A 21,463-nucleotide genomic window follows, 5' to 3' on the forward strand; every position below is an offset into this window, starting at 1 on the left:
ACTTTGACTGAGATAAAGGAAACACGATGAGCGCTAGCGAATCGATGTTGACTTATCGTAGGGAAAAGACCGAAGGACACTAGTTGCTGGACGCTGGAGCTAGACAATAATCAATGTAATTTAGCGAACTCGTTCTTATACACTTCTTCTGTATTATCTAGTTTTGAGGGAATGAAACCTCTAATTAAATAGGTCCGGTAGTAATGGCGAGAAGGTCACACCCGTTCCCATCCCGAACACGGAAGTTAAGCTTCTCAGCGCCGATGGTAGTTGGGACGCAAGTCCCTGTGAGAGTAGGACACTGCCGGGCAAAAAAAGACAATCTGAAAAATTCAGGTTGTCTTTTTTTAGCAATAATATTGTTTTTCTTAAATAATATACTGAAACGATAAATCTAAAATTTCAGAATTTTAATTGACAACTACCTTTATAATATCTATATTTATTTTATATACGGAAATAAATTCCGGATATGGTAATTACCTTTTTAATAGATATAGTAAGAATATTATTAAATTTAGGGGGTAAAAATGGCTAAAGACATTAAATTTAAAGAAGAAGCAAGAAGGTTAATGCTGGAAGGTGTTAATAAGCTGGCTGATACGGTAAAGGTAACCTTGGGTCCAAAGGGAAGAAACGTGGTCATTGAACGAAGCTTTGGCTCACCGTTAATCACGAATGATGGAGTGACAATTGCCAATGAAGTAGAGTTAGAGGATCCTATAGAAAATATGGGAGCCCAGTTAGTAGCGGAAGTGGCTTCAAAGACCAATGAATTGGCTGGTGATGGAACAACAACGGCTACTGTTTTGGCCCAGGCAATGATTCAAGAAGGAATAAAAAACGTAACAGCCGGTGCGAATCCTGTCGGTATTCGAAAGGGAATGGAAAAAGGCGTAACGGCTGCTGTTGTAAAATTAAAAGAAATTTCTAAAGAAATAGATGATAGAAATTCGATTGCTCAAGTAGCATCGATTTCTTCCGGTGATGACGAAATAGGAGAATTGATTGCTGAAGCCATGGACCGTGTCGGTCATGATGGTGTCATTACAATTCAAGAGTCAAGAGGATTTATGACAGAACTCCATTTTGTTGATGGTATGCAATTTGACCGGGGTTATACCTCTTCCTATATGGTTACAGATCATGAACAGATGACGGCTGTATTAGAAAATCCTTATATTCTTGTGACAGATTATAAAATCAAAATAATCCACGACATTCTACCGATCCTTGAGGAAGTAGTCCGTCAAAATAGACAGCTTTTGATTATTTCGGATGATCTGGAGAGTGATGTGATTGGTGCGTTAGTTGTCAATCGCATGCGTGGTACATTCCATGCAGTTGCTGTTAAGGCACCAGGGTTTGGCGAACATCGAAAAGCTATGCTCGAAGATATTGCTCTTCTAACAGGAGCAACGTTGATCACGGAAGATATTGGCCTTGACTTGAAAACAACGAGTCTCAACCAGTTGGGGAATGCAGGCAGAGTAATAGTATCAAAAGACAATACAACGATCATCGATGGTGCTGGAGAAGCAGAATCCGTCAGAACTAGAGTACAGAGTTTACGGGTTCAATTACAGGAAACAGCCTATGAATTTGATAGAGAGAAGCTGCAAACTCGTATTGCAAAATTAGCTTCCGGTGTTGCAATCATTAAAGTTGGTGCCCATACAGAAACTGAACTGCAGGAGAAAAAGCTCCGCATTGAAGATGCCTTAAATGCTACAAGGGCAGCGGTTGAAGAAGGAGTCGTGCCGGGTGGAGGCACAGCGTTGATGAATGTTTACGCATCAGTAAACGAGGTGCTGAAAACAGTTCGTGGGGACGAAGAAACAGGCGTGAAAATAATTCTGAGAGCTTTGGAGGAGCCTGTTAGGCAAATTGCAGAAAACGCAGGTGAAGAAGGCTCGGTAATTGTAGAACGATTAAAGCAGGAAAAGCTTGGAGTTGGCTTCAATGCGGCCGACGGCACATGGGGAAGTATGTTGGAGTTGGGTATTATCGATCCTGTAAAAGTAACACGCTCCGCCCTTCAGCATGCGGCTTCCGTTGCCGGAGTGTTTTTGACGACCGAAGCCGTTATTTCTATTATTCCGGGAACAGAGAAACATGATGATTCCATGGGCGGAATGATGCACCATCATTAATAAGTTAGGAAAAGGTTGTAGGCATTGTTTGAACTGGTGAAAATCAATCAGATTCTCACCAGTTTTTTATTAGTATAATTTTTGATAAAATATTTCAAACATTCTAATAATTAGTTTGACAATCTATAAATCAAGGACTTATAATTGTCATATGAGGAAAACGTTTCCGTATATGACAATCGATGAGAGGGAATTTAATTGATTTTCAACTAAAAAGAAAGGGGAGGTTAAATTGTCTTTAAAGAAAACTTCACTATTTTTATTGATTGGTATCCTCATTTTGGGAGTTGCTTATTACAAAACTGCTAGTGGTTTTCACAATATGGGGGGCTCAGGAGCCGGTGATATTGGGCCAGGTTATTACCCAAAAATATTGGCTCTTATTCTAATCGGACTAACGATAATAAGTATTTTCCAAACAATAATGGATAAAAAAAGCGAAATCATTAATTTAGGAAATATCAAAATGGTAGGGATTACTCTGCTGCTGACGTTAGTTTATATTTTCATCTGGGCGAAGTTAAATTTCTTTTATATTCCAACATTCCTGTATTTGTTTACATTGATTCATATTTATCAGCCAGAGAAAAGTTCAAAAAAAGTGCTGATAATGAATCTAATATCTACTTCTGGTGTACTTTTAGGCATATACCTATTCTTCGATTTGCTGTTGCAAATAGATTTCTAAAGGAGGTGAAAAGATGGGAATTCTTAATTTTGATTTCACTACTTTGTTTACGCTTACAAATATGGTTGTCATTATAATTGGTACGATCGTTGGCCTTGTAATAGGAGCTTTGCCAGGTTTAGGCGCGACGATTGCGATTGTTTTTCTTCTTCCGTTCACCTATTCCATGTCACCTGTAGCAGCCGTATTATTATTGCTAGCGGCCTATCAGGCAGCTGAATACGGGGGATCTATTTCCTCTATAACCTTGGGGATACCTGGAACACCGGCTGCTGCAGCTACTTTGGAGGATGGAGTGCCTTTAGCAAGAAAAAAATCGCCTGGGAAGGCGCTGGGGTACTCATTGACAGCTTCTACAATAGGGGGAATCTTTGGTGCTTTATGTTTGATCTTTCTGACAGAGCCTATTGCCAATTTTGCACTTAAACTATCTGACCCTGAATTCGTATTGCTTGGGATTATGGGATTGATTGCCGTGGCTTCTATCAGTACTAAGGGGACAATGACAAAGAGCCTAATTTCGGTCGTTCTTGGTTTGATGGCAGGAACAATCGGAATGGATATGTTTATTGGGAGCCCTCGGTTTACGATGGGGCAATTAGATTTAATGGAAGGTCTTGGCATTGTGGCTTTGCTAATAGGGTTGTTTGCGATTCCTGAAATATTAAGAGTTGTAAAAGATGAACTGCATATTAGATTTGCTTCCAACACTAGTAATCTTTCTACAAAACTAGAATTGAAAGAGATAAAGAGCGTCGCAAAGCCAATTGGAATTGGTTCAGTAATAGGAACAATCGCAGGAATTTTACCCGGACTAGGTACGGTAGCGGCATCGTGGTTTTCATATATCGGGGCAAAAAAAGTATCAAAAAGCCCTGAAACCTTTGGTAAAGGGAACCCTGAGGGAATTGCTGCACCAGAATCCGCTAATAATGCTTCAGTTGGTGGCGCGCTCATTCCACTATTCGCTTTAGGTATTCCAGGTTCAGTAGGAATCGCCATCGTCATGGGTGCGTTCATTATTCATGGCATACAGCCAGGTCCAAGAATTTTTGCTAAAGATCCGACCTTAACATATGGAATCCTTTTTGGATTTCTCCTAACTACTATTTCTATGTATATAATTGGAAGATTACTAACACCGTTATTTGCTAGGATGCTTGTTGTTCCTAACTCATTTCTCATGCCGATTGTGCTAGTCATCGCTCTCGTAGGCGGCTTCTCAGCCTCCACTAAATATTTTGATTTGTGGTTTTCCCTAATCCTGGGTGTTCTCTCTTTTATCTTTATAATGGGACGATTTTCGATGGCTGCTTTTGTCATGGCATACGTATTAAGCCCGATAATTGAAAAGAGTTTGCGAAGAACTTTATTGCTCACAGAGGGCAGTTATTCCGCCTTTGTGACAAGACCAGCTTCACTAGTTTTATTGCTTATTATTATACTGATGCTGATATCACCGCTATTTTCAAAAATAAAGAACAGGCGAAAAGAGTCTAAGTTGGCTGAAGATAGCACAGCAGCTGCTGTTAAGGGATAAATACATTGGCTGGTAAGGAGGTGTCCCACCAAAACAAACGAAACATTGTTTTAGTTTGAAATGATTAAAAATTACAGAAAAGGGTGAGATGGATGAAAAAATCGATTCAATTGTTATTGTTCTCTCTGGTATTAATCCTAGCTTCGGCATGCTCAAACACAAAAGAGAGCGCTTCCCAAAACAACAGTAAAGGAGGTGATAAGGAAGCAAAAGTAGAATCAAAGTTTCCTGAAAAACCAATTAAAATGATTGTTCCTTTTGCCCCCGGTTCCATCAACGATAATAGCGCACGACTTTTAGCAAAACTTGCCGAAAAGCATCTTCCACATAAAGAATCCATCACCATTGAAAATGTCGAAGGCGGCGGCGGAATTATTGGAATGACACAATTAATGAACGCAAAACCAGATGGCTATACCATCGCATATGGAACTGTCTCCCATGTAAGCGTTCTGCCTCATTTCGGTGAAGCTTCCTTTACACATGATAGCTTCCAGCCAATCATGAAAAATACAGCTTCGATTCCGATGCTGGTAGTGAGAACAGATTCTAAATGGAATACATTCGAAGATTGGTTAAAATTTGTACAAGAGAATCCAGGGAAATTTTCTTATGCAACTACTGGACCAGGAAGTATTTCGAATTTAAATATGGTTGCAGTTGCCGAAAAAGTAGGAGTTAAGGTTAAGAACGTTCCGTATGAAGGCGGTGCCCAAGGGATTACCGCATTACTAGGCGGCCATATTGATGGAGCTGTTGTTATGCCTAGTGATGCATTAGAACATATTAAAGCAGGCACATTAAAACCTTTAATTGTATTTGGCACTGAAAAAACGGAATATGACGGGGCGGTATCACTTGCAGATTTAAAGATGGAAGGTGGAATTGAAGCATTTTCAATGCTGTTTGCACCTAAAAAAATCTCGAAAACAGAATTATCCATATTAGAGGAAGCTTTCCATAAAGCGCAACAGGACCCAGAATATGTGGATTATGTAAAAAATAGCAATTCGCAAATTTTGTATTTGGACCCAAGTAAGTCACAGGCTGAAGCAACACGTACCTTTGAACTTGCTGGTGACCTGTTAAAAAAATTAGGGATTATTAAGAAATGATTTTTATCCATACATTTAAGCAAAATTTAGGGAGGTTGCTATTTTGATTAAAATTGAAAATGAGGTAAAAATCACTATACGCGAAGATAATCTAAATCCATTTCTGAAAGATCATTTCGAACCAGTAGGAAAGGAATACACAGCTGACACTGATAGTTTAGAAGTAATTGGCGAAATTCCAAGAGATTTACATGGTATTTATGTTCGTAATGGTCATAATCAGGTTCATGAACCCATGGGAGTATTTCATATTTTTGATGGAGACGGAATGCTTCATGCTCTCCATTTCGAGGATGGAAAAGCAACCTATCGAAACCGATTTGTCCGTACCACTGGATTTTTAGCAGAGCAGGCTGCCGGTAAATCGTTATGGCCGGGGATGCTCGAGCCTCATCTAGCTACTCGTCAAGGCTGGGGCAGTATGCGAACCATGAAAGATAATGCTGGAACAGATGTTATAGCTCATGCAGGAAAGCTACTTGCGACAATGTCACAATGTAGTGAGGCGAATCGCTTAGATCCTATTTCATTAGAAATGCTCGAATCCGACGGCTGGAATGCAACCATTGCACCTGCAGGTATATGCTCTCACTTTAAAGTAGATAACGATACTGGAGAGCTAATGTTCTTCAATTTTAGTGAAACGTATCCTTATATGTATTATGGTGTAGTCGATCAGAATAGCCAACTAAAACATTATGTTCCAATCGACCTGCCAGGTGTTCGTTGGCCGCATGATTTAGGGATCACAAAAAACTTTTCCATCTTGCATGATTTGCCGTTCATTTTCGATCCAGAATTGTTGGCTAAAGGGGAGCGTAAAGTTACCTTCTTTACGGATATGCCTGCTCGGTTTGGTATTATCCCTAGATATGGTGATAACAGTAAAATCAAATGGTTTGAAGCAAGGCCTTGTTTCATCCTGCATTTGTCAAACTGCTATGAAAACGGCGATGAGATAGTGATGGAAGGCTGTGTTACCTTTAATCCGCGAAAACCAGCGGTAGGGAAGCAGGGTGCAGATGCAATCGATAAGATGAAAAATCAATTTGACAAAAAGCAAACAGGTTATCGCATGTATCGCTGGCGTTTTAACCTTAAAACAGGAAAAACGAAAGAGGAATTCTTAGATGACGAAATAACAGAATTCCCAGTGGTAAGCAATGACTTTGTCGGCAAGAAATACAGATATAGCTATAACTCTACTTTCGATAACTCCAAAGCATGGTGGCTGAGTGGTATCAAGAAATATGATCTTTTAGATGGCACATATCAGCGCTACGAATACGGTGAGGGCAGAGTAGGCAGTGAGCCGCAATTAGCAAGAAGACTTAATGCTGTAGAAGAGGATGACGGGTACTTAATTACGTTAATTACTGATATGAATGAAAATCGGTCAGAATGTCTCATTCTTGATGCGAAAGATTTTTCAATTGGACCAGTAGCGCGTATTATTCTCCCACACCGAATTCCAATTGGCGCTCATTCTTGTTGGGTAGAAGGTGACCGTATTAAGGGAGAAAGAGTATAAATTTTTCAAACAAAAGAAGAACTTTAAATGGGATTGTTTGAAGTTCTTCTTCCATCATCATCTTGTTGATAAATTTAGATATGAAAATAGGTATGGGAATTCACTTTTTTATGGTTTAGTGCTAAAAATGCTTCGTGCATGTAGGTGCTAAAGCATTTGGTAATTCCCATTTTAATTGCCAGCAGGAAGTATCAAGTCTTAATAAGACATTGATATAAGGAGTGATGAAATGAAGGTAATTCTAATGAAGGATTTCGGTTCGGCCGATCAGCTTTATATTGGCGAAGCAAAAACCCCTGCTGTAAACCCTGGAGAAGTATTGGTGAAAGTAAAAGCAACGGCGTTAAATCGTGCTGACCTGCAGCAACGGCGTGGAATGTATCCGCCAATACCAGGAGAGTCAAACATACTTGGTCTTGAAATGTCAGGAGAGGTTGTAGAACTCGGGGCTGGTGTTTCATCTCATTCAATTGGTGACCGAGTTTGTTCTTTATTACCTGGAGGCGGATATGCTCAATATGTAAGTGTACCAGAAGGTTTATTAATTAAGATTCCAGATACCATGACATTTGAACAAGCTGCTGCCTTTCCTGAAACGTTCCTAACCTCGTATCAAAGTCTTTTTTCATTGGGGCAATTAAGGAAAGGGCAAATAGTGTTAGTTCATGCAGGCGCTAGCGGTATAGGGAGTGCTGCACTTCAATTAATCAAATTGGCGGGGGCCACTGCGTTAATTACAGCAGGTAGTGATAGGAAAATTGAGTATTGTGTGCAGTTGGGGGCAAAGGCAGGCTGGAATTATAAAAAGGGACCATTTTTACCTTTTGTTAATGAGTACACCAATGGTAACGGTGTTGATATCATTCTCGATTGCATTGGAGCTCCTTATTTTGAACAAAACATACAATCATTGGTTCCAGACGGAAAATTGGTTATCATTGGGTCTCTTGGTGAAAAGATTGTGAATCAACTGGATTTAGGAACACTTCTATTAAAAAGATTCCAGCTGTTACGAACTACCTTAAGGTCGCAGCCGCTTTTTCGGAAAATCGAATTAACCAAGGAACTATTAGAGTTTTTAGGAGACCATTTTGCTAATGGAAGAGTGGTTCCGATAATAGATACTATTTTTGACTGGAAAGAAGTTAGAGAAGCCCACCAGTATATGGAAGCTAATAAAAACAAAGGGAAGATTGTGCTCCGTGTAACAGAGTAAAAGGATATTTTTAGATAAGACGTATTTATACAAATAAAAAGGGAGAGGGTTTTATGGAGAAATTGGTTATTACAGTAGCGCCGACGGGGACAAATACTACTAGGATTGACACACCGTATGTACCTCTAACACCAAAGGAAATTGCCGATGAAGTTTATCTCGCCTGGAAAGCAGGAGCTGCCATCGCGCATCTGCATGTTCGTGAAGCAGATGGTTCACCGTCCATGGATGTTAATTTATATCGTGAAACTGTAGAACGTGTAAAAGAAAAATGTGGGGATGAACTGATCATTAGTTTATCTTCTGCGGGCAAACATGGCCTGTCAGACGAAGAGAGGCTGGCGTTTTGTGAATTGGCGCCTGATTTTGCTTCATTAGATACTGGATCATTAAACCTAAGAAACATCGTTTTTATGAATTCCCCGCAATTCTTGCGGAATTTAGCTGCTAAAATGCAGAAATATCAAATTAAGCCTGAAATAGAAGTATTCCATCCAGGCATGATTACAAATGCGATGAAGCTTGTCGATGAAGGCTTGATTACGGGTGATTTGCATTTTCAAATTGTATTAGGAGCTGATGGCGGCATGCCGGCAACTCCAAAAAGCCTGCTGTATATGTTGGACTCTTTACCAGAAGGAGCAAGCTGGGGCTGTGTAGCATTTCAAAATCAATTCGCAATGAATACACTGACCATTGGTCTGGGCGGCGATGTTCGAGTGGGTATGGAAGACCATGTTTACATACGGCCTGGAGTTCTTGCTAAATCGAATGCAGAATTTGTAGAACGGATTAAAAACGTTTCTTATGAATTTGGGCGTGATGTCGCTACACCAGTTGAAGCCCGAAAAATTATGAAGGTAGAACAAAAAGCGGCAAAATTTTAAAACAAAACTATAAATAAGGAGTATGACTATGTCTGAATATGTAAAAAATCTTGTGTTAATCCCCGGGCTTAACAACACAAAACAAATTTGGGACGAAGTAATCGAACACTTGCCTTCATCGATTGAATGCTACCCGATTACTGTTCCGGCGATTGCTAACTTAGATCAATTAGCTGAGGAAGTATTAAAGGATTTACCTGATCAGTTTCATCTTGCCGGATTTTCATTTGGCGGCTTCCTGGCACTGGCAATGTTAGAAAAGGCGCCTGAACGGATTACCGGCTTATCTCTTATTGGCACGAGTGCTGAAGGGGAGTCAGACGCTTCAAAGGAGCTTCGGAAAAAGTCCATTGCCCGTGCTGAGTCCGGTGAATATGAAGAAATGGTAGCAGCAGGTGTGAATCGGACATTTTATCCTAGCAATGTCGAGGATAAAAAGTTTCAAAAGATTAGAAAGCAAATGCTTACAGATTACGGACAAGACCGCTATATTGCCCATGCTACTGCCACGATGGCAAGAGTCGACCGTCATCACTTATTGGAGAAACATGATATCCCATATTTATTTGTTGCAAGTGTCAATGATGTCGTTGTTCCTCTGGAGAAGACGAAGCAAATGACCAATTATGCAAAGAAAGCCAAGTTTGCTACTGTCGATAGAAGCGGTCACTTAATACCGCTGGAGCAGCCTAAAGAGTTAGCGGAGTTAATGGAACCATGGCTGGAAAAATAATCATTCCTGAAATTTAGAGAGCCGCCATATACAGCAGGTGGAGAATTCATGTAATAGATTGGAGGATAAAATTCATGTATATAAATGGAAGTTGGGTTAAATCAGATCAAGTTTTAGAAGTAAAGAACCCTGCAACTGGTGAATTGGTAGATGTTGCATATCTGATTGGAGCAAAAGAAACAAACCAAGCTATCCGAGCCGCAAAGAATGCCTTCCCGGTATGGTCCTCTTTAACAGCAGAACAACGCAGCGATTATCTCTACCAAATTGTTGATAAATTGCTAGAAAAAAAGGAACATCTCGCTAAAATCATAACAAAGGAAATGGGGAAATCAATTCATAACGCAAGGTATGAGGTTGGCAGTACGATTTCATTTTTCAAATGGTTTGCCGAAGAAGCAAGGCGGGTATACGGTGACGTATTGCCGATTTCAACAGCGAATAAACGAGCGCATGTTATTAAACAGCCAATTGGAGTAGTAGCTGCCGTTACACCTTGGAATTTCCCGCTTTCGATGGGTGCCAGGAAATTAGCTCCTGCACTCGCTGTTGGGTGTACTGTGATTGTTAAGCCATCATCAGAGGCGCCGTTATCATTGATTGAGCTTTTTAAGATATTTGATGAGGTTGGACTTCCAAATGGAGTAGTGAATCTTGTACTAGGACCTTCCGCTGAAATTGCGAAAACATTAATGGATAGCCAGGATGTACGCAAAATTTCATTTACAGGGTCCACAGAAGTAGGTAAAACATTAATCCGCCAATCAGCCGATACAATCAAGCGTGTTTCGATGGAGCTGGGAGGGCATGCTCCTTTTATTGTCTTTGAAGATGCCGATTTAGATTTGGCAGTGCAAGGAGTTATTTCAAGTAAATTTGCCTCATCCGGGCAGCAATGTGTCTGTACGAACCGCGTTTATATCCAGGAATCAATCTATGAGCGGTTCGCTGAGAAATTCCAGAAGGCTGTTAGGCAAATGAAGGTTGGGAACGGAATGGATGAATCCAATCAAATGGGGTCTTTAATTAACGAAAATGCCATTAATAGTATTCATGGCCAAGTAAATGATGCCCTAGAAAAAGGTGCTCGGGTACTTTGTGGAGGTGTCAGATTAACAACTGAGGAATATGCAAATGGCTATTTCTATGCACCAACCGTAATAGCTGATGTAACAGAAGAGATGGTCATTACAAGGGAGGAAACATTTGGTCCTGTGGCCCCGCTCATTCGCTTTCAAACAGAGGCAGAAGTAATAGAGAAGGCTAATAACACGAATTATGGCCTTGCATCCTATTTCTATACGAATGATTTGTCACGGATGTATCGCGTTTCTGAGAAATTGCAATATGGAATGGTTGGTGTAAACGATCCAGCACCATTCTCCATGCAAGCACCGTTTGGTGGGGTAAAGGAAAGCGGCTACGGCAGGGAAAGCGGCAAATATGGTTTGGAAGATTATCTGGAAACAAAATCAATTTCCATTATGATTAAGCAATCACCTGTTGGCTAAATGGGGAAACATGAGATCATGAAGGATGTTCACTCGCATTTTATTCCAAAAGAAGCTCTATTGTGGCTTGAACAGCATCAGCATCTTGTTTCGGTAAGGCGGGAACAGCTAACAGAAGATCTGCCAGATGTCCTTATCATTAATGATACTTGGCCGTTCTCATTATCTGAAGCCTTCATTGATGAAAACCAGCATGCAGCGGCGCAAAGAAAAGCTCAAATTGACCATACATTAGTGTCACCTCTACCACAATTGTTTCTATATAATACTGACCCTGCTATTACGTCTGAATTTGCCGCAGTATACAACCAAGGGCTGATTGATATGATGAAAAGAAGCAACACTAGATACTCTGGCTTATCAACAGTTCCCCTAAATGATCCAATTAAAGCGGCATCAGAATTGAAGTCTACAATGAAAAAAGGGTTGTTAGGATCGATTATTGGCACCGGCATAGACGGTACTTTATTAACTGATGAACGGTATATTCCATTTTGGGAAGAGGCTAATCGTCAAAAAGCGATTGTTTTTATACATCCGCTTCTTAGTCAGGACAAAAGGATGAATAAAGGAAAGATGTCGACCTTAATGGGGGTTCTATGGGAGACAACAGTATGTGCTGCAGATTTATTGCTACAAGGCTATTTAGACGTTTATCCAAACGTAAGGATTCTCTTGGCGCATGGCGGGGGCTTTCTTCCTTACCAGATTGGGAGAATGTCGAAGGGATACCAGCAGTGGGAATCTGTTTCAAAAAATTTAAGCGCATCTCCGGAGGACTATTTGAGAAAGTTTTGGTTTGACTCCGTACTTTGGAATGATGATGCGCTTTCCTACTTAGTCAAATTGGTAGGTGAGGGTCGAGTTGTGCCAGGATCTGACTTTCCGTTTGAGCTAAAAGATTTCCCCCCAATCAATAAGAATCTATCAGGATGGGATTCTTTAATATCATAAATACATGAATACCCCTTCAAAATAAATGGCAGCTTTTTTTACAGTATTTTGAGGGGGAATGTGAATTTCAAATTTGAAATTGTTGTTTAAATATGGTGTAATTATGAATGGACATTCATTTAGGGAAGGTGGAAGGTTTGACAGGAATGGGTCAAAAACAGAGTTTAGTGCCTGCATTGGACTCATCTATAAAAATCTTAGAATTACTTGCAAAACAGGAATTTCATTCAGCTACGCTCACTGAAATCGCGAATGCACTATCAATCAATTTTAGTACTTGTTTGCGGATCCTAAGAACGTTAGAAGAAAAAAACTATGTAGTATTGGAAAGCAGCTCGAAAACTTATTCACTAGGACCACCTCTAATCGCTTTAGGCAATCGCGCAAAGGAGATTAATAACTATATAGAAGTTGCCAGTATATATTTAAAGGACCTTGTGAAAACGGGTTTAACTTTTGTATTAGTAAAAAGAATACGTGAAACACATCTGATGTATGTTGCAAAAGAAGAACCCCCGTTGAAAGTTCGGTTAACTGTTTCTACAGGTGATTCCTTTCCTATTACAGCAGGGGCGCTTGGAAAATGTTTTTTTGCGTTTTTGCCAGAAAAGGATTCCAATGATGTTGTCACAAAGCTATTAATTGATCACCAGCTTCCTCAATATACGTCAAACTCGATTACTGCCATTGAAGATTTGAAAAAGCAAGTACCGAAAATCCGTGAAGAAGGTATTGCGGAAAGTCACGAGGAATACTCGCTTGGCATTTCAGCTTATGCTTGTCCAATATTTGATAGTCAAGGCAATATCATTTTGGGACTTGGCTCATATATGCCTAAATCGTTAATTGAGCATATCCACGAGGAAGAACTGAAAGCGATTATGAAATCGAAAGCACAGGAAATTACGCAAGCAATTAGTTCTTTAGTATAATATATTTTCTCTTGAAAAATCCTCCTTTCATTTTAATAGGAGGATTTTTTTATGATTATTTCATTGCCGGAATGATCGAAGAATCAACTTTCTTCAAGTGCTGCGTAAACCATTTAAGAGCCTCATTACTGTATTTATCAAATTTCTCAATGTAAGGTGTAAAATGGTGACCGTCAATAATCACTAATTTTTTGGGTTCACGAGCTTCCTCATAAGCAGCAAGTGTTAAATCGGTAGGTGTGACAATATCATCTGCAGCAACAAGAATGAGTAAAGGAGTAGGAGATATCATGGAAATATATTTCCCAGGCTCGTATGAACGTGAAAGATCGATGGAACGGATTGTCACTTCATTTCTCCAATTGGGTGAGCGTTCACCAGCCTTTAAATACCACTTTACAGCTTCTTCATTTTGATAAATCCCTTGTTCGTCAGTAGTTTCAGCAACAATCTTTTTATAAGCAGGCTTTCCACCAAGCATTCGATTTTCTCGATCATCATAGAAAGTATTTAACAATGCTGGCACCTCATCAGGCTGTACTCTTCTTAGTGCCGTTTGTGAACCGCTAACCGTAGGAACCTGCGCAACAACACAGCTGATTCTTTTGTCCATAGCGGCAACTTGTAAAACATGACCTCCGCTATAGCTCGTTCCCCAGATCCCGATTCGTGAACGATCAATTTCCTTCAATGTACAGATAAAGGTAATGGCATGCTGAAAATCAAGAACCTGCTCATATGGATTGATTTCCTGCCTTGGAAACCCATCGCTATCCCCAAAATTTCTGTGATCATAAACAAGAACGGCAAAACCGTTATTGGCAAAATGCTCAGCAAAAGCGTCTAGGTACATTTCCTTTAGCGATCCATATCCATGCGACATAATGATAGCAGGAAAATTCTCTTCATTAGTATTAGGGGTGTAAAGCCAGCCCCTTAACATGGCACCTTCTGCATTAAATTCAATATTACTCCTATTAAATAATGATGGAATTTTCATTAGTAGCGCCTCCTTATAATTGTAGTTTATATGTCCGATTTTTCTAAAAAATTGTTATAAGTAATTTATACTTTATTTTTTTATATTTGTAAATCATTTTTATATATAAAAATTTATAGTAAGACTGTTTTTTTAGAATGATTAATTTCCTAGTTTAAGCAAACTATTTTATTAATCAGAAAATATAGAATATAATAATTATATAGATTGTCCTTTTATAAAATACTGACTGGTTAGTATTTGAAGAAAGTACAGTCAAGACACCTTCAGAAAACAAACTAATTTTCAGCAATTTTATTTTGAAAAAATTATATTTTTTTAGGAGGAAGTAGAAATGAGAAGTTGGATTGTAAATGAATTAGGGGATCCAAAAGATGTGTTAAACCTGGAGGAAAAATCTGTACCTGCCCTTGAAGAGGGAAAAGTGTTAATTCAAGTGGAGGCATCCTCTCTTAACTTTTTCGATATATTGCTTTGCCAAGGGAAGTATCAGGAAAAGCCGCCGACGCCATTCACGCCGGGTGCTGAGATATCGGGGATTATCCGGGAAGTGGGGGAAGGAAGCCGGTTTAAGGTAGGACAGCGAGTTATAGCTACACCTCCACTTCCAAACGGGGGATTATCTGAATGGGTCAGTGTACCTGAAAATTCTGTTTATGTCATTTCCGAGAAGATGTCTCCTAGCGAGGCTGCATCTATGTTTATTACATACCAAACTTCTTATTATGCCTTATATCACCGTGCTAATCTTCAAAAAGGGGAAGTTCTTTTAGTACATGCCGGTGCCGGCGGTGTTGGATCGGCTGCCATCCAGCTCGGTAAGGCAAGAGGGGCGAAAATCATCGCCACTGCTGGTGGACCGGAAAAGGTTCAATTATGTAAAGAACTTGGCGCAGATATTGCCATCGATTATTTGACCGAAGATTTTGTTGATGTTGTGAAAAAAGAAACTGGCGGGCGCGGTGCAGACGTCATTTATGATCCGGTTGGCGGTGATGTTTTTGACCGTTCCAGAAAATGTATTGCTTTTGATGGACGTCTTTTGGTCATTGGATTTGCTGGCGGACGTATTCCAGAAGCCCCTGCGAATCATGCCTTAATTAAAAATTATTCAATCGTCGGAGTGCATTGGGGCTTGTTCCGCCGATTGTATCCGGAGAAGGCGGTTGAAATTCATGAGGATTTAATGAAACTCTATGACCAAGGCTTAATCAAGCCTCTCATTTACCGTGAATTTGATTTTACGGATGTTCCTTCCGCACTGGAAGTTCTCGGTGACCGTCAAACTTATGGGAAATTGGTTGCACTGCCATAATGAAATAGTTTAGACAAGACGCGTTAGATAGATTTTACCCGATGATAATAGCAGGAAGTGTGCCTAAATAAAATGGAAAAAGGGTGAAAAATATGCGTTTAAAAGATAAAGTAGCTATTATAACAGGAGGCGGCGGAGGGATTGGCAGAGCTACAGCAATTCGCTTTGCACAAGAAGGAGCCCGGTTGGTCATTGCCGATTATAGTGAAAAAGCGGGAGCAGAAACCGTTCAGCTGGTGAATGAAATTGGCGGCGAAGCTAAGTTTATTCAAACTGATATGACCAAACCCGAAGATGTACAGATTATGGTTCAAGAAACCATAGATACTTATGGCAAATTAGATATTTTATTTAATAATGCTGGTGTAAAAAGTGGCGAGAGTAAGATTCCAGATGTTTCGTTTGAAGAATGGCAGCAGGTGTTTGATGTAAATACAAATGGAGTTTTCTTAGGCTTAAAATATGCCATTCCCCAGATGTCTTCAGGCGGTTCTATCATTAATACAGCAAGTATCGCCGGCATCAAAGGCCAAAAGCTGGTCGCAGCTTATTCTGCATCAAAAAGCAGTGTAATTGCCCTTACGAAAACAGCGGCTACTGAGTTTGGGAAAAAGAATATTCGTGTGAATGCAATCGCTCCGGGAATCATTGATACAAATATGGTTGAGGATTGGAAGAAAACAAAAAAATGGCCCGTGTTATCTACAGCAAATGCACTGAACCGAATTGGTTATCCTGAGGAGATTGCTAACTTAGTTTTATTCCTTGCTTCAGATGAAGCATCCTTCATTACCGGCGAAACAATCGTAATTGATGGTGGTACATTGAACTTGTAATTTGTGTGGAACTTAGATTGATATTTGATAAAATATTTTGCGCTAGTAAACTTCCATTTTGGATTTTTACTAGCGCTTTTTTAAACTCTTTTTCAAAAAATCACCTTTGCAATGGTCAAATGGAGACTATAAATATTATCAGAATAATAAAAATGGAAAATATATCAAGGAAGTTAATTGCGTGAATAATTATAAATTGAACGTTATAAAAAAAGCAATTAACTAACAGTTTGAGTTTGTAGTGAAAGGTGTTTGTTTAACGTGAAAATTGATTCTTTTTTTCCTGACAACGTGAAAGCGGCGTTAAAGAACGACCCGCCTGGGGAATGGATGCCTGCATTACCTAAGAAGTGCATCCGTTTAAGTTCAGGGTATCCTGCGCCTAAACTGGTTCCTTCAGGTGAAATAAAGGCGGCAGCAGACCGCTTGCTGGATGAGGAACATGATTTGCCGCTTCATTATTTGGGCACCCCACGGATGGAGAAATTAAAACAGCAAATCCAGAACCGCTTGGCTGAGCGCAACATAAAAGTCCAAGGGGATGAACTGTTAATTACAGCAGGGGCATGTCAGGCAATTGATTTAATTGCACGTGTGCTGCTTGACGAAAATGTAGCTGTTGCCGTTGAAGCGCCAACTTATATGGAAGCTTTGGAGATTTTTCGCAACTACACGAAACAAATTATCAGCATCCCGATTGACGGCCAGGGACTTCGGACGGATGAACTCGCTAAGATCCTTGCCGAAAGAAAAAGTGCAGGGCTAACTTTGCCCCGCCTGCTATACACGATTCCGACCTTTCAAAATCCTACTGGGACGACTTTAAGTGGTGAGCGTAGGAAACACCTATTGGAGCTCGCCGCTGATTACGACTTCCTTATTTTAGAAGACGATGCTTATGGTGAACTTTCTTTCGGAGAAAGCCCAACAACATTAAAAGCACTGGATACAGAAGGCCGCGTATTGCATGTCGGTTCTTTATCCAAAGTCGTTGCCCCGGGTATGCGGGTTGGCTGGATAGTGGGGGAGAGTGAATTTATTACTGCTTTTTCATGGTTTAAAAAGGATTTGGACCACCCATTTGCTCAAGCGACAATGGCCGCCTATTTAGAAAAAGTTGATCTCGATGAAAGGCTTGCGGAGTTAAAAACCGTATACCGGAGCAAAAGTGAAAGACTGGCCCAGTATATTGTGAAGTACTTTCCCGAATCAGTTTCTTGGTATGTTCCCCAGGGTGGTTACTTTGTCTGGGTAAAGGTTTCGGGTATCGATACAGCTGAAATGTTAGAAAAGGCTTTAGCTGCAGGTGTTTCGTATGTGCCTGGAAAGTTCTTTTTTGCAAACCAGCAGGAGGGCATCGAGTACCTAAGGTTATCGTTCAGCTATGAGTCTGAAGAGCGAATGGAAGCGGGCGTTCAGATACTTGGAGAGCTTATTGCTTCTTTTACTTAAAGAAAACAACCTAAAAATTGTAGGTTGTTTTTTTATATCCAAAATGCGCATGTAAACCTCGAATCAGGCGAGTAAAAGTCAAAAATTGACGAGCAAATCCTGTAATACCTAAAATTATCCAGATGGGGCGGTTCACTTTATTTTAAAAACAGCTTTATTATGGTAAATTGGGATAGAAAAAATACATAAAAGAGGTGTCACGATGCCAGTACAATCAGAATGGAGAACATTTACAGGGACAAATGGGGATATTCGTGCCTATTTTGCCGCAATTGAACCTGTTACCGAACCAAGGCCGACAGTTATTGTAATTCAGGAAATGTGGGGTGTTGACGCCCATATTAGAGATGTGGTTGAGCGTTTTGCAGCCGCAGGCTATGTTGCCATTGCACCAGACCTATTTGCAGAAAATGGAGTAAGACCTGAAGACCTTGGCGAGGAGAAAGTGAAAGACGCCAAACAATTTCTTCATTCTATTCCACATCAAGCGTGGTTCAACCCAGAAATACGGGAAGAGGAAATCTCAAAACAGCCTCAAGACCGGCAACTAACATTACGCGCAACGTTAACCAAACTGCTTGGAGTCTTAGACCCAAGAAAATCTGAAGGATTTGTCAATCTCTTAACAGCGACCGCCAATTATGCTAGAAATACGTATCCCAACACCAAGGGAATGCCGGTCATCTCTGTCGGCTTCTGTTTGGGAGGCGCCCTATCAGCTGCACTTGCCGTTAACGACCCCGAGCATGCCGGTTCCGTTGTGTATTACGGCCGCCCTCCAAAAGAACATATAGACAAAATTCAATGTCCAATTCTTGGCTTTTATGGAGGAAATGATCCGAATATAACGAATTTGATTCCTGCTTTTGAGGAAGAAATGGAGAAGTTTGGGAAGTCATTTGAAGCGATTGTTTATCCTAATGCACCGCACGCATTTTTTAATGATACGAATCCAACTTATAATGCTCGCTATGCTAGGGATTCCTTTGCTAAAGCACTTGCGTTTTTGAACCGAGTTACAGCCGAATAATTTTAAGAAACCAGGTACTAATGAAATCATAATACCTGTTTTTCACTTGTTTTTTTCGAAAAAGAAAGGCTACAATAGAACCTATAAGTCATTTAGACAAACAATACTAACATAAGTAGGGGAATCGCATGATTGTTAAAACAGAAGAAGATATCAATGGAATAAAGGAAATTGGCAGGATTGTTGGTGCAATTCGTGATGAATTGGTTGAACGGACAAAGCCTGGTATTACTACGAAAGAGCTAGATGATATCGCTGGTGAACTTTTTGCAAAGGAAGGAGCCATTTCTGCTCCAAAAGGGGAATATGATTTTCCTGGCTATACTTGCATCAGTGTCAACGAGGAGGTTGCCCACGGAATTCCGGGCAATCGGGTCATTAATGAAGGGGACCTCGTTAACATTGATGTGTCGGCATCAAAGAATGGTTATTTCGCAGACACGGGCATTTCCATTGTTTGTGGTCAAGGGGACGAAGTGCTGACAAAATTATGTGAAACGGCACAAGCAGCTTTTGATGCAGGCCTGAAAAAAGCAAAACCGGGTTCAAAAAAGAGCGGAATCGGCAAAGCTGTCTATCAGACCGCAAAACAGCATGGCTTCACCGTTATTAAAAACCTGACCGGACATGGAATTGGACGGAGAATTCACGAACGTCCAGACCATATCTACAATTACCATGAGCCATGGGATGATGAGCTTTTAAAAGAAGGAATGGTCATTGCCTTTGAACCGTTTATTTCTACTCATGAGGAAGAGGTTTATGAAAAAGGAGACGGCTGGACCTACATTACGGAAAAAAGCTTTGTCGCTCAAATCGAACATACGTTGATTCTGACGAAAAATGGGCCGATCATAGTAACTAAATAGGAGCGAACGTTAAAAGGATAACCCTTGGAGAAGAGTTATCCTTTTTTCTTATTGATTTTTCTTGTTTTGCCTAGCAGCACTCTTACGCTCTTTTTTACTTAAAGTTGATTCGGAGCCAAATTCGGCATCGTTGCTGCCAGTATGCGGCTGTTTTCGATTGTCGTTACGATTCGTCATGGCTTCTCCTTTCATATATGTACCTTTGTAAATTTGGCTTTCTAGCCATTCATATATTGCAAATATCTTTGAAGAAATATTCATTCTATTTTAATTGAACAGTAAGGCAGGCAAAATTTCCCTTTAATTACTAGTATGATAAATGCTATAATAAATGGGTTGTGTTTCTTCTATTTGTAACTTGGAAATGCACAAAACTTGAAGGGGCTGCCTGTAATGGAATTTGTTTATATTAATCACAATGTTTTAGATAATGTGTTTTATATAATTGTCAGTCTGTTAATGTTTTTTGTGCTAGTTGATAACGTCAAAAAATTTAAACAGTATCAAAAAACCCTTCTGACAGCCTGCATGAGTTTACCTATCATATTTTGTATGAAATTCCCGATTTACATTGACGAGTATTGTGTACATGATTTAAGGCAAATTCCAGTATTTATTGGAACACTTTATGGCGGATGGCCAGTCGGGGCTGTTCTATTGGTGATTATGTTAACATCCCGCTTTGCCATTTACGGAATGAATGGTATTACATTAGTTGTATATATTGTGATCTTTGTGGCAACAGCCCTATTTTCAGGAAGATTTAATAGGTTTAATCGAAAAAATAAATTAATCAGTTCCGTATTGCTGACCATTGTCCTTGAGGTTCTTACGACTTATGTCGCCTTATGGATGTCTGATGTTTTCGTTGTGACAGAAGCATACATTTTTTATTTTATTATTCTGCCTCCTATTCTTATGTTTTTTATGGTATATATCATTGAATTATTGTCTGATGCTATGTATATCCGATCAAAAATAGTTAAGTTTGAAAAAATGGAAGTTGTCAGCCAATTGGCGGCAAGTATTTCACACGAAGTTCGAAATCCTTTAACCGTTGTAAAAGGATTTATGGAATTGCTGAAATCTCCTAGTCTATCTCTAGACGAGAAGAAACGCTATATTGAACATATAGAAAGAGAACTTCATAATGCGGAATCGATTATTAGTGATTACTTGGCCTTCGCAAAACCAGCAATTGAAAAAGTAGAACCACTTCTAGTCGAACAAGAGATCCGCAATGTCATTGATATCATGAATCCTTTAGCAAAAATGAGTTCCGTGATTATTACAGATAACCTTGGTCAAGGAACTGTTCAAGGGAATAAGAATTATTTTCGCCAATGCTTTTTAAACTTAATAAAAAATGCAATCGAAGCAATGCCAAACGGCGGGGAGCTTCATGTAGTTTCAGCGCTTGAAAAAAATAATGTCACCGTTAAAATTGTTGATACCGGTGTCGGCATGAGCAAAGAGCAAATAAACCGCTTCGGTGAGCCATACTACAGCAGTAAAACAAAGGGTACAGGATTAGGTTCCATGGTCGCGGTGAAAACCATTCAGACAATGAACGGAAAGCTTGATATTGAGAGTATCTTAAATGTCGGAACGACCATTACCATCACATTACCTGCCTTTATAACAGAATATAAAATGGTTCAGATGGATAGCCATTTAAAGTTAGAAACTGAATTATAACAA

The 21,463-nt window shown here is 39.9% G+C and carries 19 protein-coding genes and 1 rRNA gene; 18 read left to right on the plus strand and 2 right to left on the minus strand.

Going from position 1 to position 21,463, the window contains the following annotated elements:
• Positions 1 to 193: 193 nt before the first annotated feature.
• The 12 genes from rrf to ACNQGS_RS18340 all read left to right on the plus strand — a co-directional run bounded on the left by rrf (position 194) and on the right by ACNQGS_RS18340 (position 13,260).
• Positions 194 to 310 (plus strand): 5S ribosomal RNA (gene rrf, locus ACNQGS_RS18285).
• 220 nt (positions 311 to 530) lie between these two features.
• On the plus strand, positions 531 to 2,153 hold the full coding sequence (groL, locus tag ACNQGS_RS18290) for a chaperonin GroEL (protein ID WP_491488576.1): 1,623 nt from the start codon (positions 531 to 533) through the stop codon (positions 2,151 to 2,153).
• 232 nt (positions 2,154 to 2,385) lie between these two features.
• A complete protein-coding gene (locus ACNQGS_RS18295) occupies positions 2,386 to 2,841 on the plus strand; it encodes a tripartite tricarboxylate transporter TctB family protein (RefSeq protein ID WP_491488577.1) in 456 nt (151 codons plus the stop codon).
• Between the two features lie 13 nt (positions 2,842 to 2,854).
• Positions 2,855 to 4,381, plus strand: coding sequence for a tripartite tricarboxylate transporter permease (locus ACNQGS_RS18300; RefSeq protein ID WP_491488579.1), 1,527 nt, complete (start codon positions 2,855 to 2,857; stop codon positions 4,379 to 4,381).
• Between the two features lie 92 nt (positions 4,382 to 4,473).
• Complete coding sequence (locus ACNQGS_RS18305; protein ID WP_491488580.1) at positions 4,474 to 5,496, plus strand: Bug family tripartite tricarboxylate transporter substrate binding protein; 1,023 nt, start codon at positions 4,474 to 4,476, stop codon at positions 5,494 to 5,496.
• A 43-nt stretch (positions 5,497 to 5,539) separates the two neighbouring features.
• Positions 5,540 to 7,027 carry a carotenoid oxygenase family protein gene (locus ACNQGS_RS18310; RefSeq protein WP_491488581.1) on the plus strand — a complete coding sequence of 496 codons (1,488 nt, stop codon included), beginning with the start codon at positions 5,540 to 5,542 and terminating at the stop codon, positions 7,025 to 7,027.
• Between the two features lie 229 nt (positions 7,028 to 7,256).
• A complete protein-coding gene (locus ACNQGS_RS18315; RefSeq protein ID WP_491488582.1) occupies positions 7,257 to 8,243 on the plus strand; it encodes an NAD(P)H-quinone oxidoreductase in 987 nt (328 codons plus the stop codon).
• A gap of 53 nt (positions 8,244 to 8,296) precedes the next feature.
• Entirely contained in the window at positions 8,297 to 9,130 is an 834-nt protein-coding gene (locus ACNQGS_RS18320) for a beta-keto acid cleavage family enzyme (protein ID WP_491488583.1), read from the plus strand.
• A 28-nt stretch (positions 9,131 to 9,158) separates the two neighbouring features.
• The gene (locus ACNQGS_RS18325; protein WP_491488584.1) at positions 9,159 to 9,863 is read left to right on the plus strand and encodes an alpha/beta fold hydrolase; all 705 of its coding nucleotides are present in this window, start codon (positions 9,159 to 9,161) and stop codon (positions 9,861 to 9,863) included.
• Between the two features lie 74 nt (positions 9,864 to 9,937).
• The gene (locus ACNQGS_RS18330) at positions 9,938 to 11,374 is read left to right on the plus strand and encodes an NAD-dependent succinate-semialdehyde dehydrogenase (RefSeq protein WP_491488585.1); all 1,437 of its coding nucleotides are present in this window, start codon (positions 9,938 to 9,940) and stop codon (positions 11,372 to 11,374) included.
• Between the two features lie 18 nt (positions 11,375 to 11,392).
• Positions 11,393 to 12,328: an amidohydrolase family protein gene (locus ACNQGS_RS18335; protein ID WP_491488586.1), complete on the plus strand. Its 936-nt coding sequence runs from the start codon at positions 11,393 to 11,395 to the stop codon at positions 12,326 to 12,328.
• 107 nt (positions 12,329 to 12,435) lie between these two features.
• Positions 12,436 to 13,260: an IclR family transcriptional regulator gene (locus ACNQGS_RS18340; protein ID WP_491488587.1), complete on the plus strand. Its 825-nt coding sequence runs from the start codon at positions 12,436 to 12,438 to the stop codon at positions 13,258 to 13,260.
• Between the two features lie 55 nt (positions 13,261 to 13,315).
• On the opposite strand, the gene ACNQGS_RS18345 is transcribed toward ACNQGS_RS18340, so the two are convergent.
• Positions 13,316 to 14,299, minus strand: a complete 984-nt coding sequence (locus ACNQGS_RS18345; protein ID WP_491488646.1) for an alpha/beta hydrolase — start codon at positions 14,297 to 14,299, stop codon at positions 13,316 to 13,318.
• Positions 14,300 to 14,594: 295 nt separating this feature from the next.
• Here ACNQGS_RS18345 and ACNQGS_RS18350 point away from each other — a divergent pair, with 295 nt between their 5' ends.
• The 5 genes from ACNQGS_RS18350 (at position 14,595) to map (ending at position 19,762) form a co-directional block, all read left to right on the plus strand.
• Complete coding sequence (locus ACNQGS_RS18350) at positions 14,595 to 15,575, plus strand: NADPH:quinone oxidoreductase family protein (RefSeq protein WP_423798664.1); 981 nt, start codon at positions 14,595 to 14,597, stop codon at positions 15,573 to 15,575.
• Between the two features lie 92 nt (positions 15,576 to 15,667).
• Positions 15,668 to 16,411 (plus strand): glucose 1-dehydrogenase, encoded by a 744-nt coding sequence (locus ACNQGS_RS18355; RefSeq protein WP_491488588.1) that lies wholly within the window; start codon positions 15,668 to 15,670, stop codon positions 16,409 to 16,411.
• 261 nt (positions 16,412 to 16,672) lie between these two features.
• Complete coding sequence (locus ACNQGS_RS18360) at positions 16,673 to 17,863, plus strand: aminotransferase-like domain-containing protein (protein ID WP_491488589.1); 1,191 nt, start codon at positions 16,673 to 16,675, stop codon at positions 17,861 to 17,863.
• A gap of 202 nt (positions 17,864 to 18,065) precedes the next feature.
• Positions 18,066 to 18,893 (plus strand): dienelactone hydrolase family protein, encoded by an 828-nt coding sequence (locus ACNQGS_RS18365; RefSeq protein WP_491488590.1) that lies wholly within the window; start codon positions 18,066 to 18,068, stop codon positions 18,891 to 18,893.
• A gap of 128 nt (positions 18,894 to 19,021) precedes the next feature.
• Positions 19,022 to 19,762 (plus strand): type I methionyl aminopeptidase, encoded by a 741-nt coding sequence (map, locus tag ACNQGS_RS18370; protein WP_491488591.1) that lies wholly within the window; start codon positions 19,022 to 19,024, stop codon positions 19,760 to 19,762.
• A gap of 48 nt (positions 19,763 to 19,810) precedes the next feature.
• Here map and ACNQGS_RS18375 read toward each other — a convergent pair whose 3' ends face one another.
• The gene (locus tag ACNQGS_RS18375) at positions 19,811 to 20,023 is read right to left on the minus strand and encodes a hypothetical protein (protein WP_491488592.1); all 213 of its coding nucleotides are present in this window, start codon (positions 20,021 to 20,023) and stop codon (positions 19,811 to 19,813) included.
• A 132-nt stretch (positions 20,024 to 20,155) separates the two neighbouring features.
• Here ACNQGS_RS18375 and ACNQGS_RS18380 point away from each other — a divergent pair, with 132 nt between their 5' ends.
• Positions 20,156 to 21,460 (plus strand): ATP-binding protein, encoded by a 1,305-nt coding sequence (locus ACNQGS_RS18380; protein WP_491488593.1) that lies wholly within the window; start codon positions 20,156 to 20,158, stop codon positions 21,458 to 21,460.
• The last annotated feature ends 3 nt before the right edge of the window (positions 21,461 to 21,463 follow it).

This window comes from Neobacillus sp. PVCKKU3 (assembly GCF_058323225.1).